General features: G+C 65.3%; 16 protein-coding genes, 1 pseudogene and 1 riboswitch. Of the genes and pseudogenes, 11 read left to right on the top strand and 6 right to left on the bottom strand.

The annotated features are described in order from the left end of the window. Positions 1–479, bottom strand: a 479-nt coding sequence (locus IN820_RS18035) for a contractile injection system protein, VgrG/Pvc8 family (protein ID WP_268939452.1), incomplete at its 3' end; no start/stop codon positions are given. 252 nt (positions 480–731) lie between these two features. Between IN820_RS18035 and mdcA the strand changes: the two genes are divergently transcribed. From mdcA to IN820_RS17985, 10 genes are all read left to right on the top strand, one after another. Next, complete coding sequence (gene mdcA / locus IN820_RS18030; protein WP_193682300.1) at positions 732–2,408, top strand: malonate decarboxylase subunit alpha; 1,677 nt, start codon at positions 732–734, stop codon at positions 2,406–2,408. Then, complete coding sequence (locus IN820_RS18025) at positions 2,408–3,280, top strand: triphosphoribosyl-dephospho-CoA synthase (protein WP_193682299.1); 873 nt, start codon at positions 2,408–2,410, stop codon at positions 3,278–3,280. Before mdcA ends, IN820_RS18025 begins: the two co-directional genes overlap by 1 nt. Before the next feature lie 2 nt (positions 3,281–3,282). After that, positions 3,283–3,582: a malonate decarboxylase subunit delta gene (locus IN820_RS18020; protein ID WP_003296879.1), complete on the top strand. Its 300-nt coding sequence runs from the start codon at positions 3,283–3,285 to the stop codon at positions 3,580–3,582. Beyond that, positions 3,575–4,441 carry a biotin-independent malonate decarboxylase subunit beta gene (locus tag IN820_RS18015; protein WP_193682298.1) on the top strand — a complete coding sequence of 289 codons (867 nt, stop codon included), beginning with the start codon at positions 3,575–3,577 and terminating at the stop codon, positions 4,439–4,441. The genes IN820_RS18020 and IN820_RS18015 overlap by 8 nt, the downstream gene beginning before the upstream one ends. Then, the gene (gene mdcE, locus IN820_RS18010) at positions 4,438–5,223 is read left to right on the top strand and encodes a biotin-independent malonate decarboxylase subunit gamma (RefSeq protein ID WP_193682297.1); all 786 of its coding nucleotides are present in this window, start codon (positions 4,438–4,440) and stop codon (positions 5,221–5,223) included. Before IN820_RS18015 ends, mdcE begins: the two co-directional genes overlap by 4 nt. 134 nt (positions 5,224–5,357) lie before the next feature. Continuing rightward, entirely contained in the window at positions 5,358–5,975 is a 618-nt protein-coding gene (locus tag IN820_RS18005; protein WP_193682296.1) for a malonate decarboxylase holo-ACP synthase, read from the top strand. Beyond that, positions 5,972–6,907, top strand: a complete 936-nt coding sequence (mdcH, locus tag IN820_RS18000; RefSeq protein ID WP_193682295.1) for a malonate decarboxylase subunit epsilon — start codon at positions 5,972–5,974, stop codon at positions 6,905–6,907. The genes IN820_RS18005 and mdcH overlap by 4 nt, the downstream gene beginning before the upstream one ends. A 120-nt stretch (positions 6,908–7,027) precedes the next feature. Further along, positions 7,028–7,426: a malonate transporter subunit MadL gene (gene madL, locus IN820_RS17995; RefSeq protein WP_193682294.1), complete on the top strand. Its 399-nt coding sequence runs from the start codon at positions 7,028–7,030 to the stop codon at positions 7,424–7,426. 3 nt (positions 7,427–7,429) lie between these two features. After that, positions 7,430–8,194 carry a malonate transporter subunit MadM gene (gene madM, locus IN820_RS17990; protein ID WP_193682293.1) on the top strand — a complete coding sequence of 255 codons (765 nt, stop codon included), beginning with the start codon at positions 7,430–7,432 and terminating at the stop codon, positions 8,192–8,194. A 224-nt stretch (positions 8,195–8,418) separates the two neighbouring features. Next, positions 8,419–8,506, top strand: a riboswitch (glycine riboswitch). A gap of 161 nt (positions 8,507–8,667) precedes the next feature. Continuing rightward, the gene (locus IN820_RS17985) at positions 8,668–9,927 is read left to right on the top strand and encodes a D-amino acid dehydrogenase (protein ID WP_193682292.1); all 1,260 of its coding nucleotides are present in this window, start codon (positions 8,668–8,670) and stop codon (positions 9,925–9,927) included. 273 nt (positions 9,928–10,200) lie between these two features. Here IN820_RS17985 and IN820_RS23020 read toward each other — a convergent pair. Further along, positions 10,201–10,320 (bottom strand): annotated as a pseudogene (locus IN820_RS23020) (LysR family transcriptional regulator); the annotation flags it as partial. A gap of 109 nt (positions 10,321–10,429) precedes the next feature. Here IN820_RS23020 and IN820_RS17980 point away from each other — a divergent pair. Beyond that, positions 10,430–10,573: a hypothetical protein gene (locus IN820_RS17980; RefSeq protein WP_207793691.1), complete on the top strand. Its 144-nt coding sequence runs from the start codon at positions 10,430–10,432 to the stop codon at positions 10,571–10,573. Positions 10,574–10,708: 135 nt separating this feature from the next. On the opposite strand, the gene IN820_RS17975 is transcribed toward IN820_RS17980, so the two are convergent. The 4 genes from IN820_RS17975 to IN820_RS17960 form a co-directional block, all read right to left on the bottom strand. Beyond that, positions 10,709–12,025 (bottom strand): TRAP transporter large permease, encoded by a 1,317-nt coding sequence (locus IN820_RS17975; RefSeq protein WP_193682291.1) that lies wholly within the window; start codon positions 12,023–12,025, stop codon positions 10,709–10,711. Continuing rightward, positions 12,022–12,591 carry a TRAP transporter small permease subunit gene (locus IN820_RS17970; RefSeq protein ID WP_193682290.1) on the bottom strand — a complete coding sequence of 190 codons (570 nt, stop codon included), beginning with the start codon at positions 12,589–12,591 and terminating at the stop codon, positions 12,022–12,024. The genes IN820_RS17975 and IN820_RS17970 overlap by 4 nt, the downstream gene beginning before the upstream one ends. Positions 12,592–12,684: 93 nt before the next feature. After that, positions 12,685–13,677: a TRAP transporter substrate-binding protein gene (locus tag IN820_RS17965; protein ID WP_193682289.1), complete on the bottom strand. Its 993-nt coding sequence runs from the start codon at positions 13,675–13,677 to the stop codon at positions 12,685–12,687. Positions 13,678–13,849: 172 nt separating this feature from the next. After that, positions 13,850–14,386, bottom strand: a 537-nt coding sequence (locus tag IN820_RS17960; RefSeq protein ID WP_235989192.1) for a LysR substrate-binding domain-containing protein, incomplete at its 5' end; no start/stop codon positions are given.

Here is a 14,386-nt window from a genome sequence, read left to right as displayed (position 1 = left end):
CGCTGGATGAAGTGCAGGTCGGATTCGTCGTACTGCACGCAGTAATCGCGTTCGGGGTAGACGTAGGGGCCGAGCTGGAAGCGGTAGTCGGTGCCGTCGAGCAGGCCATGGTCTTCGAGCACCTCGGCGATGATCTGCGGTGCCGTCAGGTGCTGGAAGATGCGCTGGTCGACGCTCTGGCCGAGGTAGGCGAGGACCGGCCGCAGGCTGATGGCATAGTGGGTCAGGCGTTTGCCCGAGTCGCCCTGTTCGATGCTGTAGATGATGCCGTGCACGCCTTTGCCGGAGGGGCCGAAGGCGAGGTAGGCGGGCTGGTTGATCAGCGCATCGAGGTCCAGGTCGGGACGCTCGCTGACCAGTTCGATGTCGAAGCGATAGGGGTGGTTGAGCGCCTCCCGGCCTTCGAAGGCCACTACCTGCAGATCGGTTTCCTGGTTGGCGATGGCGAAAGTGATATGCGCCTGGTTGGCATCCTGCATGCCTTGGCCTCCTTCCTTGAGTTCGGCGAAGGCCGGAGGGTGACCGATGGCGGCGTTCGGTTCAACGCGCGCGGCTGCAAAGCATGCACCGGGTCAAGAAATGCGCCTTTCCCACGTCATCGGAAGAAAACCGAGGGGTCTGTTTCGACGAGCGTTACGTCCAGCGTAACGTTCGCTCGCCCAGCTTGATTGATGACCCGGCAGTCATCTTCCTAGTCTGCGCTCCACATCGCGGAAATCTGTGGAGTCGTCATGACAACAACAATATCCCCACCGCCGCAATGGTCGCGTCGTCGTGCTGAAAAAGCCCGCCGTCTCGACCAGGTGCGCAGCATCAAAGATGGCGTGGTATTGCCGAGCGACAAGATCGTCGCGGCGCTCGAAGCGTTGATCGCTCCGGGTGATCGGGTGGTGCTCGAAGGCAACAACCAGAAGCAGGCGGACTTTCTCTCCCGTTCGCTGGCCCAGGTCGACCCGGGCAAACTTCACGATCTGCACATGATCATGCCCAGCGTCAGCCGCGCCGAGCATCTCGATCTGTTCGAACGGCAGATCGCGCGCAAGCTCGACTTCTCCTTCGCCGGCCCGCAGAGCCTGCGCATCAGCCAGCTGCTGGAAGACGGCCTGCTGGAAGTCGGCGCCATCCACACCTACATCGAGCTGTATTCGCGGCTGCTGGTGGACCTGATCCCCAACGTCGCGCTGGTGGCCGGCTTCACCGCCGACCGTGAGGGCAACATCTACACCGGCCCGAGCACCGAGGACACCCCGGCGCTGGTCGAGCCCACCGCCTTCTCCGACGGCATCGTCATCGTCCAGGTCAACGAGATCGTCGACGACCCGCGCGACCTGCCGCGGGTGGACATCCCGGCCAGTTGGGTCGATTTCGTGGTGCAGGCCGACAAGCCGTTCTACATCGAACCGCTGTTCACCCGCGACCCGCGCCACATCAAGCCGGTGCACGTGCTGATGGCGATGATGGCGATCCGCGGCATCTACGAGAAACACAACGTGCAGTCGCTCAACCACGGCATCGGCTTCAACACCGCCGCCATCGAGCTGATCCTGCCGACCTACGGCGAATCGCTGGGCCTGAAGGGCAAGATCTGCCGCAACTGGACGCTCAACCCGCATCCGACGCTAATCCCGGCGATCGAGACCGGCTGGGTCGAGAGCGTGCACTGCTTCGGCACCGAGCTGGGCATGGAAAACTACATCGCCCAGCGTCCGGACGTGTTCTTCACCGGCCGCGACGGCTCGATGCGCTCCAACCGCATGATGTGCCAGTTGGCCGGGCAGTACGCGGTGGACCTGTTTATCGGCGCTACTTTGCAGGTGGACGGCGACGGGCACTCGTCGACCGTTACCCGTGGGCGTCTGGCCGGCTTCGGCGGCGCGCCGAACATGGGCCACGACCCGCGTGGTCGCCGCCATCCCACGCCGGCCTGGCTGGACATGGCCATGCCCGGTGGCGAAGCGCCGGTAACCCTGCTCGAGCGCGGCAAGAAGCTCGTGGTGCAAATGGTCGAGACCTTCCAGGAGGGCGGCAAACCCACCTTCGTCGAGCAGCTCGATGCCATCGAGGTGGCGAAGAAGAGCGGCATGCCGCTGGCACCGATCATGATCTACGGCGACGACGTCACCCACCTGCTCACCGAGGAAGGCATCGCCTACCTGTACAAGGCGCGCTCGCTGGAAGAACGCCAGGCAATGATCGCTGCGGTCGCCGGCGTCACCAGCATCGGCCTGCGGCACAACCCGAAGGACACCGAGCGCATGCGCCGCGAAGGGCTGATCGCCCTGCCGGAAGACCTCGGCATCCGCCGCAACGATGCGACGCGCGAACTGCTGGCGGCCAAGAGCATCGCCGAACTGGTCGACTGGTCCGGCGGCCTCTACAACCCGCCCGCCAAGTTCAGGAGCTGGTGATGAGTGCCCTCATTGCAAGACAACAGCCCTCGCTGGCCGAGCGGCTGGCGGATCTGGCGGTGCAGGCGCTGGTCGACGAGGCCGACCTGTCGCCCAAGCCCGGCCTGGTGGATCGGCGCGGCAATGGCGCGCACGACGACCTGCATCTGGGCCTGATGCACGCCTCGGCGCAATCGCTATGGCCGGCATTCGTCGCCATGGCCGACGCGGCGCAGCGCATTGGCGACGTCGGCCAGCCGCTGCGCGAGACGCTCGGCCAGTTGGGTCGTGACGGCGAAGCGGAAATGCTGCGCGTCACCGCCGGAGTCAACACCCATCGCGGCGCGATCTGGGCGCTGGGGCTGCTTAGCGCCTCCGCGATGCTGAAACCGGGTGCTGTGGCCGACGAGATCGCCATGACCGCAGCTGCCTTGGCGCGGCTGGACGACCCGGCCGCGCCGCACAATCCCGACAGCCATGGCGCACGGGTCTGTCGCACCTACGGCGTGCCCGGCGCCCGCGAACAGGCGCAGCACGGCTTTCCCGCGGTAATCGCGCATGGCCTGCCGCAGCTTAACGCCAGCCGCCGCGCCGGTGCCGGCGAGCAGAACGCCCGGCTTGATGCGCTGCTGGCGATCATGAGTGACCTGACCGACACCTGCGTGCTGCACCGCGCCGGCCGCGAAGGCCTGACCCGCATGCAGCAGGGCGCCCGCGCCGTGCTCGAAGCCGGCGGTGCCGCCAGCCTCGCCGGTCGTCGCCAGCTGCGCCTGCTCGATCGCGACATGCTCGCCCTCAACGCCTCGCCGGGCGGTGCCGCCGACCTGCTCGCCGCAACCTTATTCCTCGACCGCCTGACGCCTCATGCGCCGGCGCCGACTGGGAGCAACTGAACATGGAAACCCTGTCTTTCGAATTCGCCGCCGGGCAGCCCGCCCGCGGCAAGGCCCTGGTCGGCGTGGTCGGCTCGGGCGATCTGGAAGTGCTGCTCGAACCCGGCCAGGCCGGCAAGCTGGCGATCCAGGTGGTCACCTCGGTCAACGGTGCCGAGCAACGCTGGCAGCAGCTGTTCGAGCGGATGTTTCGCGAACAGACGCCACCGGCATTGAACATCGATATTCATGATTTTGGGGCCACACCCGGCGTAGTGCGTCTGCGCCTGGAGCAGGGACTGGAGGAGGTCGGCCATGACTGATGTGTCCGCTAACACCGTGGCCCGTTTACTTCAATCGCGCAGCTTCGTCGAGCTCGGTGCTCGCCAGCGTGCCCGCGCACTGCTGGATGAAGGCAGCTTCCGCGAACTGCTCGATCCGTTCGATCGCGTCATCTCGCCCTGGCTGCCGAAGCAGGGCATCGTCACCCAGGCCGATGATGGCGTGGTGGTTGCCAAGGGCACGATCGACGGCCAGCCGGCGGTGATCGCCGCCATCGAAGGCGCCTTTCAGGGCGGCAGCATGGGCGAGGTAGGCGGCGCGAAGATCGCCGGCGCGCTGGAGCTGGCCGCCGAAGACAACCGCAACGGCATTCCCACCCGCGCCGTGCTGCTGCTGGAAACCGGCGGTGTGCGCCTGCAGGAAGCCAACCTGGGGCTGGCCGCGATCGCCGAGATCCAGGCCGCCATCGTCGAGCTGCGCGACTACCAGCCGGTGATCGGCGTGGTCGCCGGCTCGGTCGGCTGCTTCGGCGGTATGTCCATCGCCGCCGGGCTGTGCAGCTATCTGGTGGTGACCCGCGAAGCCCGCGTCGGCCTCAACGGTCCGCAGGTGATCGAACAGGAAGCCGGCATCGAGGAATACGACTCGCGCGACCGGCCTTTCATCTGGAGCCTGACCGGCGGCGAGCAACGCCATGCCAGCGGCCTGGTGGACAGCTACGTCGCCGACGATACCGACGCCCTGCGCGCCGAGCTGCGGCGGTTGTTCGCCCAGGGCAAGCCAGCGCAGCCGCGCAGCCGCCGGCATACCTGGTTCCTGCAACGCCTGGCCGACGCCGACACCCGCGCGCAGCTCGATGCCGTGGCGGTGCGCGCCCTCTATCAAGGAGATGCCCAATGAGCCGTGGACTGAACTGGTTGCAAGCCCTGGCCGGTGGCCAGGCCCTGGCGGGCTATCCCGCCTCGGTGAAGGTGGTCGACGGCGAACTGGCCGGCCGCGCCGCGCGCTACATCGCCGTGGTGCCGGACGCCGAGAGCCCTTTCCCACGTGCCCGTCATGGCGAAGTCGGCCTGCTCGAAGGCTGGGGTCTGGGCAAGGCCGTGGATGAAGTCATCGAGGCCGACCGTGAGAAGAGCGACAAGCGCGTACTGGTCGCCGTGGTCGACGTGCCGAGCCAGGCCTACGGCCGCCGCGAGGAAGCCCTGGGCATTCACCAGGCGCTGGCCGGCGCGGTGGACGGCTATGCCCGTGCCCGCCTGGCGGGGCATCCGGTGGTTTCGCTGCTGGTGGGCAAGGCCATGTCCGGCGCCTTCCTCGCCCACGGCTATCAGGCCCAGCGGATCATCGCCCTGCGCGATCCGGGAGTGATGGTGCATGCCATGGGCAAGGCCGCCGCGGCGCGCATCACCCTGCGCAGCGTCGAGGAACTGGAAGCGCTGGCCGAGTCGGTGCCGCCGATGGCCTACGACATCGACAACTACGCGACCCTCGGCCTGCTCTGGGAAACCCTCTCGGTGGACAACATCGAGCAGCCCGCCGGCGGCGACCTGCAGCGGGTGCGCGAGTGCCTGCACAAGGCCGTCGAAGACATCGGCAGCAGCAGCGACCTGCGTGGCCGCCTCGGCGCGCCGAATCGTGCGGCCTCGGCAAGGGTACGCGAGCTACTGCGCGCGCAATGGTGACGTAGGGCGGGTTGCAACCCGCCGAACGGACCCGAAGACGACGTCGATTGGTGGATTCGTCCACCGAATGGAAGTCAGCCCCCGATGGCGGGTTGCATCCGCCCTGCACAACAACAATCACGAGGAGGCTGCAGATGTACCAGACGCCACGCCCCCACGACCTGCTCTGGGGCATGCGCCCCGAGCAGTTGCCCGCCGATGCGCCGGCCTGGGCGGTCGCCGTGCTCGCTGCCGGCCAGCCGGTGGTGGTGCGCCGTGCCGCCGTGGCGCCAGGGCTGGTCGCGGTTGGCCTGCGTGGAGCCACGCGGGAGCAGCGCCTGGCCGCGCTGATGCCGGTCGAGGCGGTCAGCCAGCGGCTGGCGCCGGAAGATTTGCTTGATCGCCGCGCCAGTGAAGACCTGCCGGTATTCCGCGTACTGGCCGAACTGCGTCCGCTGCTCGATGCGCTGGGGCATGCCTGGGGCGTCACTGGCTCGGCCGGGTTCCAGCTTGCCAGCGGCCTGCCGGCCGCCCATCCGGACAGCGATCTCGATCTGCTGCTCAGAGCCGAGCGGCCGCTGCGACGCGGCGAGGCGCGCCCGCTGCTGCAGTTGCTGGAAGGCCGCGCCTGCCGTATCGATCTGCAACTGGAAACCCCGCTGGGTGGCGTGGCGCTGCGCGAATGGGCCGGTGACGCGGCGCGGGTGCTGGTCAAGAGCGCCCAGGGACCGCGGCTGGTCAGCGATCCTTGGGCAGAGGAGCTGGCGGCATGAGCAGCCTGCTTGCCTTTCCCGGCCAGGGTGCACAGAAGCCCGGCATGCTTCATCGCTTGCCGGATGCGCCCGAAGCCGTCGCGACCCTGGCCGAGGCCAGCGCGGTGCTCGGCGAGGACGCGCTGGCACTGGATTCGGCCGACGCGCTGCATTCGACCCGCGCCGTGCAGCTCTGCCTGCTGATCGCCGGCGTGGCGGCGGCTCGGCTGCTGCTGCGCGACGGCCAGCGGCCGGACTATGTCGCCGGGCTGTCCATCGGTGCCTATGCGGCGGCGGTGGTCGCCGAGTCGCTGGAGTTCGCCGACGCCCTGCGCCTGGTCGCCCTGCGCGGCGAACTGATGCAGAACGCCTATCCCGAAGGCTATGGCATGACCGCCGTTCTCGGCCTCGATCTCGGCCAGGTGGAAGGCCTGCTGGCGCAGGTCAACGGCCCGGGTAATCCCGTGCATCTGGCCAACATCAACGCCGACAACCAGATCGTCATCGCCGGCAGCGATGCCGCCATGGCGGCGGTCGCGCAACGGGCAAAAACCCTGGGCGCGGCCAGCGCCAGGCGCCTGGCGGTGAGCGTGCCGTCCCACAGCACGCTGCTGGAGGCGCCTGCCGCGCAGCTCGCCGAAGCGTTCGCGGCGGTCACCCTGCGGGAGCCGCGCCTGCGTTATCTCAGCGGCACCACGGCGCGGCCCATCGCCGACCCCGAACGGCTGCGTGACGACCTGGCCTTCAACATGTGCCGCGTCGTGGACTGGCATGGCACCCTGCGCACCGCCTACGAGCGCGGCGTGCGGCTGCATATCGAACTGCCACCCGGCTCGGTACTCACCGGGCTGGCGCGGCGGGTTTTCGACCAAGGTACGCTGGCCGCCTTCGATGGCGCCCGGCTCGATACGCTGGATGCCTTGCTGCGTCGGGAGGTGGATCGAGCCCAATAGCGCTGTAAGGGATGGCCGTTGGCCGCTACCCGCCTGAACGATGAATAACTACAACTTACTTCGTTGATACGCGCCCGGCCGGCTTTTCAGGCTCGAGCGCAACCCAAGAGGACAATAACAATGATTATCTTCGGTGTGGCCTTCCTGGCCTTGTGCACCCTGACTGGCATCTTCATCGGCGAGCTGCTCGGCAAGCTGATCGGTGTGCCGGCCAATGTCGGCGGCGTCGGCATCGCCATGGTCCTGCTCATTCTCGTAGGCAGCTATCTGAAGAAGCGCGGCCTGTTCAGCATGGAGTCGGAGCAGGGCATCAGGTTCTGGAGTGCCGTCTACATTCCCATCGTCGTCGCCATGGCTGCGCAACAGAACGTCTACGGGGCCCTGAGCGGTGGCCCCATGGCCATTCTCGCTGGCATTGCAGCCGTCGTTATCGCCTTTGCGCTGGTTCCGGTGCTGGATCGGATCGGCCAGAAAAAGGCTGGCGCCGCCGCGGCCTCACCGCTGGCTACCGAGGGCTGACCTGTGTACGAATCGCTTCTCAAGGTAGTTTCCGGCTACGGCATGGTCAGTGGCTTCGCCATCATCGGCGCCACCATGTGGCTCTCCTACTGGCTCTCGGACAAGCTGACCAAGGGCCGTCTGCACGGCTCGGCGGTGGCCATCCTCATCGGCCTGCTGCTGTCCTACATCGGCGGCGTGGTCACCGGCGGTCAGAAGGGCCTGGTGGATATCGCGCTGTTCTCCGGCATCGGCCTGCTCGGCGGCGCCATGCTGCGTGACTTCGCTATCGTTGCCACCGGCTTCGGCGTCAGCGTGGAAGAACTCAAGCGGGCCGGCATGGTGGGCGTGCTGGCCCTGTTCGTCGGCGTGTTCTCCTCGTTCGTCGCGGGCGTCGGGGTGGCCATGGCGTTCGGCTACACCGATGCGGTGAGCCTGACCACCATCGGCACCGGTGCGGTGACCTATATCGTCGGCCCGGTGACCGGTGCGGCGATCGGCGCCAGCTCCGAGGTGATGGCGCTGTCCATCGCCGCCGGCCTGGTCAAGGCGATCGTGGTGATGGTCGCCACTCCTTTCGTCGCCCCCATGATCGGCCTGAACAACCCGCGCTCGGCGGTGATCTTCGGCGGCCTGATCGGTACTTCCAGCGGCGTCGCCGGCGGCCTCGCGGCAACCGATCCGAAACTGGTGCCCTACGGCTGCCTGACCGCAGCTTTCTACACCGCGCTGGGCTGCCTGCTCGGGCCATCACTGCTGTTCTTCGTGATGCGCGGGCTGCTGGGCTGATTGGCCAAGCAAGGTGGAAAAGGCTGCGCCGTTTTCCACCCTACGGAATAGAAGGTAGGGTGGAAAACTCGCGTAGCGATTTTCCACGCGGCTCTGCAATGAGCTTGCCCGGATGGCCGAGTGTCCCCTCGGCCCAACGTCGGGGTTACAGCGGTAGGTTTTTCTGGCAGGGTGTCTCCTGCGATTGCGTGAGGATTTGCCGCAGCTGGCGATCGATGCGGATCGATGTGATTGCGGGAGAGACTGCCGCATGGCAGCGCCGAAGGAGCAACCGCCCCGGAAACTCTCAGGCAAAAGGACCGCTATCACCGCTGAAACTCTGAAGAGCCGCCCGGTTTTCGTCGCCGCGCGCACCGAAGGAGCAAGCGAGCCGCGTCACGCGCTCGTGAATCTCTCAGGTCCAGAACAGAGGGGGCGCCCGCCGCGCGTTGGGCGCACGGGCTATGACCCCCTGACGTTCTGGAGCGACAACAATGAAAACGATCGCAGTCATCGGTGGCGGCATCACCGGCGTCACCACCGCCTATGCCCTGGCCAAGCGCGGCTTCTCGGTCACCCTGCTGGAAAAGCACCGCTACGCGGCGATGGAAACCTCGTTCGCCAATGGCGGCCAACTGTCGGCCTCCAACGCCGAGGTCTGGAACCACTGGTCGACCATCGTCAAAGGCCTCAAGTGGATGCTCAAGAGCGATGCGCCGCTGCTGGTCAATCCCAAGCCCAGCTGGCACAAACTCTCCTGGTTCGCCGAGTTCATCGGCTCGATTCCCCACTACCGGCAGAACACCATCGAAACCGCACGGCTGGCCATCGCCGCGCGCGAGCACCTGTTCGCCTGGGCCGAGGCCGAAGGCATCGATTTCGACCTGAAGAAGAAGGGCATCCTGCACATCTACCGCGACAAGGCCGGCTTCGAGCATGCCGGCCAGGTGTCGCGCCTGCTCGCCGAAGGCGGATTGCCGCGGCGCAGCGTGACGCCCGAGGAGATGCGCGCCATCGAGCCGACCCTGGCCGGTACCTACTACGGCGGCTACTTCACCGAGTGCGATTCCACCGGCGACATCCACAAGTTCACCCATGGCCTGGCCATGGCGATCGAGCGGCTCGGCGTGCGTTGCCTCTATGGCGTGGACGTGCAGGCGGTGGCCACTGACGGCAAGCGCGCCAGCGTGACGCTGGGTGGCGTCGCCGGCGACGAGCGCCTGGAGTTCGACGGCCTGGTGGTCTGCGCCGGTACCGCCAGCCGCGCCCTGGCGGCGCAGCTGGGCGACCGGGTGAACATCTATCCGGTCAAGGGCTACTCGATCACGGTCAACCTGACCGACGAAGTCAGCCGCGCCTCGGCACCCATCGTCAGCCTGCTCGACGACGAGACCAAGCTGGTCAGCAGTCGCCTCGGCGACGACCGCTTCCGCGTCGCCGGCACCGCCGAGTTCAACGGCTACAACCGCGACATCCGTGCCGATCGCATCCGCCCGCTGGTGGACTGGGTCAACCAGTGTTTCCCCGGCGTGAACACCCGCAGCGTAGTGCCCTGGGCCGGCCTGCGGCCGATGATGCCGAACATGATGCCGAAGGTCGGCCGCGGCAGCGCGCCCTGCGTGTTCTACAACACCGGCCACGGTCACCTGGGCTGGACGCTGAGCGCGATCACCGCGGATATGATCGGTGACGTCGTCGCGCAAAGCCTTGGACGCCCAGCTCCGGTAGCGTCCGGGCAGGCGGCGATCGCCTAGCGCGCCGGTCGTAGGGTGGAAGACGGCGAAGCCTCTTCCACCGCTGCGTTGAGTATCCACAAGGGGCAATGGTGCCATCGTATCCGGCGGCGTCGCGAAAGGCTGCGTGGATAAGCTTCGCGTTATCCACCCTACGTTTCGCCATACACAGCGGGCATAGGGTGGAAGGCGGCGAAGCCTCTTCCACCGGCTGCGGTGGCGACCATCCCGGCCCGATTGGTCCCACGCCGACACGTGGAAAACCGCTTCGCGGGTTTTCCACCCTACGCTGCTTCAGCTCGGCTTTTTCAGGCTGTACATCCGGCATTCGGCCAGCAGCGCGAGCAGGTTGGGGTCGCGCTCCTCGCCTTGAGGAACGCCGTACCGCAGCCGCGCTGGTGGATACCTCGCCCGTCGGTGGAGGTGGTACAGCCATCGGCCCAGGTCATTGGCAGGATTCCCGCGCGGGCCGTGTCTGCTACCTGAGCGGTCGGACGATGCATCGCGACGGCGAATTGAAGCCATGCTGGATCAGGGTGGGCCCGGGCTGGTGGTCAATCACGTTGCCACCAGCTACCTGGGCGTGTTCGGCGGTGTGATGGCGATTCTTGCCGTTGCGGTTCTCCCCATCACCTCCGGCGACACGGCCTTCCGTTCATTGGCCTGATGCTCAAGAACCACAAGCGTACTGCAGAGGCTGTATGAAACCTCGGCCAGATTTGCGAACCGCGCAGTTTTGGTCCAAAAAAGCGGGCTTCCGAGGAAGCCCGCCAAATCAGCCTAGGACCAACAACATCTAACGCTAGATGGCTTCACCCATGACATAGTCAGGCAGGACGGTAGCGATCTGTGGAAACAGGCACAGCACGATTATCGCCAGCACCATGACCAGCGCGTAGGGGAGCGCGCCCCAGAGGATTTCCCGCGTCGGCACCTGCGGTGCGATCCCGTTGATGACGAACAGGTTCAGGCCCAGCGGCGGGGTGATCAGGCCGATCTCCATGTTGATGGTCAGCACCACCGCGAACCAGTAGGGATCGAAGCCGGCCTGCACGACGATGGGGAAGAGCAACGGCGCGGACATCACGATGACTGCCACCGGCGGCAGGAACATCCCGGCCACCAAGAGGAACACGTTGATCACGCCCATCAGCACCCAGCGGTTGACCTCCAGGCTGGCGATCGCCTCGGCCAGCGACTGGGTGATGTACAGCGAGGACAGCGCGAAGGCGAACAGTTCGGCGGACGCCAGGATCATCATGATCATCACGCTTTCACGCATACCGGAGCCGAAGATGTTGCGAAACGTGCCCATTTTGAATAGCCGATAGGCCAGCACCACCACCACCAGTGTGAGCATGGCGCCCGCACCTGCTGCTTCGGAAGGTGTGGCCACGCCACCATAGAGCACGTAGAGCACGCCCAGGATGATCAGCATCAGCGGTAGTATCCGAGGCAGCGCCGCCAGCTTGTCGCGCAAGCTGTAATACACGCCTTCGGCGCCGAAGCGGAAGCCCTTGCGGCGGGCATCGAGCATCGCCCAGGCCATGAACATGGCGGTCAGCATCAGGCCGGGCAGCACGCCAGCGAGGAAAAGCCGGCCGATGGACGTTTCCGTAGCGATGCCGTAGATGATCATCGTGACCGACGGTGGCAGCAGGATGCCGAGCGTGCCGCCCGCGGCGATCGAGCCGGTCGCCACCGAAGTAGGGTAGCCGCGGTTGATCATTTCCGGGACGCCCAGCTTGCCGATCGCCGCGCAGGTCGCCGGGCTCGAGCCGGTCATGCCGGAAAATACTGCGCAGGCGCCAATATTCGACAGCACCAGGCCGCCTGGAACTTTGTACATCCAGCGGTCCAGCGCGCGGTACAGGTCGGCCCCGGCGGGTGTGCCTGCAACGATGGCGCCCATCAGCACGAACATCGGAATGGAGACGAAGGCCAGGTTGCCGATGCCGGCGAACATGGTTTCAGCCACCACGCCGATGACTTCCGGGCCCATTGCCATGAACAGGCCACCCATGGCCGCGAGGCCAAGGGCGAAGGCGATCGGCATGCCGGTGGCGAGGAACAGGAGCAAGGCACAGATCAGAAGCGCACCGGCAAGGGTCGGAGTCATGGTGCTTCTCCCAGATTTTGATGGCTGTGCAGGGTGGTTTCGTCCTTCTCCGTCGCAGCGTTTTGCTGCTGCGGGGTGGCTAGCTCGGGGCAAATCAGTTTCATCAGCTCCACCACGTATTGCAGGCACAGCAGGCCGAAGCCCACCAGCATCGGCGTTGCGGGAATCCACAGCGGAATGGCGGCGATGGTCGGGGTGGTCCAGCCACCCTCCCAGGCCTCGTGGACATAGATGCCGCTAGCCACGCTCATCAGCAGGCAGAACGTCAGGCCCAGTACCGCACCGAGACACTGCATGCGGCGCCGGTTGGGTGGCGACAGCATCAGCTCTATTACATCGACGCCGACGTGACCTTTCTTCATCAGCACGTAGGGCGCGCCAATGAATATCGCCGCGGTGGCTGCGAATACCACGACCTCGGTCTGCCAGATGGTGGGAGCTCTGAACAGATAACGCATGAGAATCATCTGGCACATCACGACCATGGCGATGATCAACAGGAAAACAGCGCTGACACCACCAAGGCGCGACAGGGCTTCGATGGAGCGAATAAAACGTCTGGACATAGGGACTCCTTGTGAGCCCGCGCTGTGTAGCAGAACCCGGGGCGCGAGCTCGAACGCAGTGAAAGGCCGCTGAGGAAGCGGCCGTGATGGGCATCACTGCACGGCGAGTGCCTTGTCCAGAAGCTCTTTGCCGCCTTTGACCTTCTCGGCGAAGTACTGGTAGGAAGACTCGCGGGCCACCTGCATCCAGGCGTCGTGTTCTTCCTTGCTCAGGCTTACGACTTGCACGCCGGCCTTGGCGAAGGTTTCGTTCATGCGCTGTTCGCCCTTGGGGCCTTCCTCGGCGAAGTAGGCCTCGGCCTTCTTGGCTGCGGCCAGCATCGCTTCCTGCTGTTCCGGAGTAAGACGTTCGAAGCTGCGCTTGGAGATCAGCACGGGTTCATACATGAACCACAGGGCGTTGTCGCCCGGTGCGGTCAGGCATTTCACCTGTTCATACAGGCGGTACGAGACGAAGCTGTCATTCGAGGTGTTGGCGGCGTCCAGCACGCCGGTCTGCATGCCCGTGTAGATTTCCGAGGACGGCATCGACGATATCGAGGCACCGGCGGCAGCGAGCATGTTTTCGAAAGCTGGCCCGGCGGCGCGGATCACCTGCCCCTTGATGGTATCGGGCGAGGTGATGCAGCGTTCCTTGGAGGCGAATCCGCCAGCCAGCCAGGCGTTGGCGAGAATGATCGCACCGTTCTTCTCGGCCAGCGCGTGTATTTCTTTGATGAAGTCGGACTGGTTCAGGCGTTGGGCATGTTCATAGTTCTTGACCAATCCGGGCATCAGGGTGGCAGAGAACTGGGGCACGCGGCCGGACGCATAATCCAGCGGCAGGGCCGTCATGTCGAGCTGACCGCGAGTCATGGCGCCCCATTGCTCGTTGGCCTTGTATAAGGACGACGCAGGGTAGATCTGGATTTTGAGGCCAACATCGGCGGCGGCGACTTCGCGAGCGATGATCTGCACCATTTCATCGCGGGGGTCGCCCTGGTTACCAGGGAACTGGTGGGAGGCGCGCAGGACGGTTTCGGCGAAACTGGGGATGCTGGCAACCAGCAATGCAGCCGCAACCGAGGAACGGAGTAGGGCTTTCATCGAATTCTCCTAGATTGACACTTCAGAACCGCGCCAGGCGGTTCATAGTTATTTTTATTACGTCACAGGAATTTCTTCTTGTTGTCCGAGCTTCCATGCTCGGTCAAAGTGCAGGCTAGCGTGCGCGGGGGGGCGGATCAATTAAGATGCCCCTAGCATCGTTACGGAAAGGTTAATGATTTTCCGGTGGCCCCGATACACGATGCGATTTGGGCCGATACATACGGCATTCCGCGACAAGCGCAAGCAGATTGGGATCGTGCTCCTTGGCTTTCAGGAATACCACGCCGATCTGCTGTTGCAGGCGGTATCTGGCCTGCAGAGGAATCAGGCGGATGCGGTTTTCGTACACCGCCGCGACGCGTCCGGGCAGCAGAGCGTAGCCTACGCCGGAGCTGACCATGCTGAGCAGAGTGAAAATGTCATTGACCTGCATGCCCACATTCGGCTCGAAGCCTGCCTGGCTGAACACCCGAGCACTGTCGCGATGGGTGGCAAAACCCTGAGTTAAGGTGATGAAGGTGGCATCGCGAAGGTCGGCCAGATCCACCTCTGCCTGATCGGCAAAAGGCGAATCGGTGGGTACTGCTAGGAAGATGTCATCGGCGAAGAGCAGCAATTGCTCGCAGTCCGAGTTTATGAGGCTGTCGTCGAGGGAGATCAGGATCGCGTCCAGCTCCATGTTCTTCAGCTTGTAGAGCAGGTCGAC

It is taken from the genome of Pseudomonas lopnurensis (genome assembly GCF_015070855.1).
GTDB lineage: Bacteria > Pseudomonadota > Gammaproteobacteria > Pseudomonadales > Pseudomonadaceae > Stutzerimonas > Stutzerimonas lopnurensis.
This window is presented reverse-complemented; position numbering and strand designations above follow the sequence as displayed.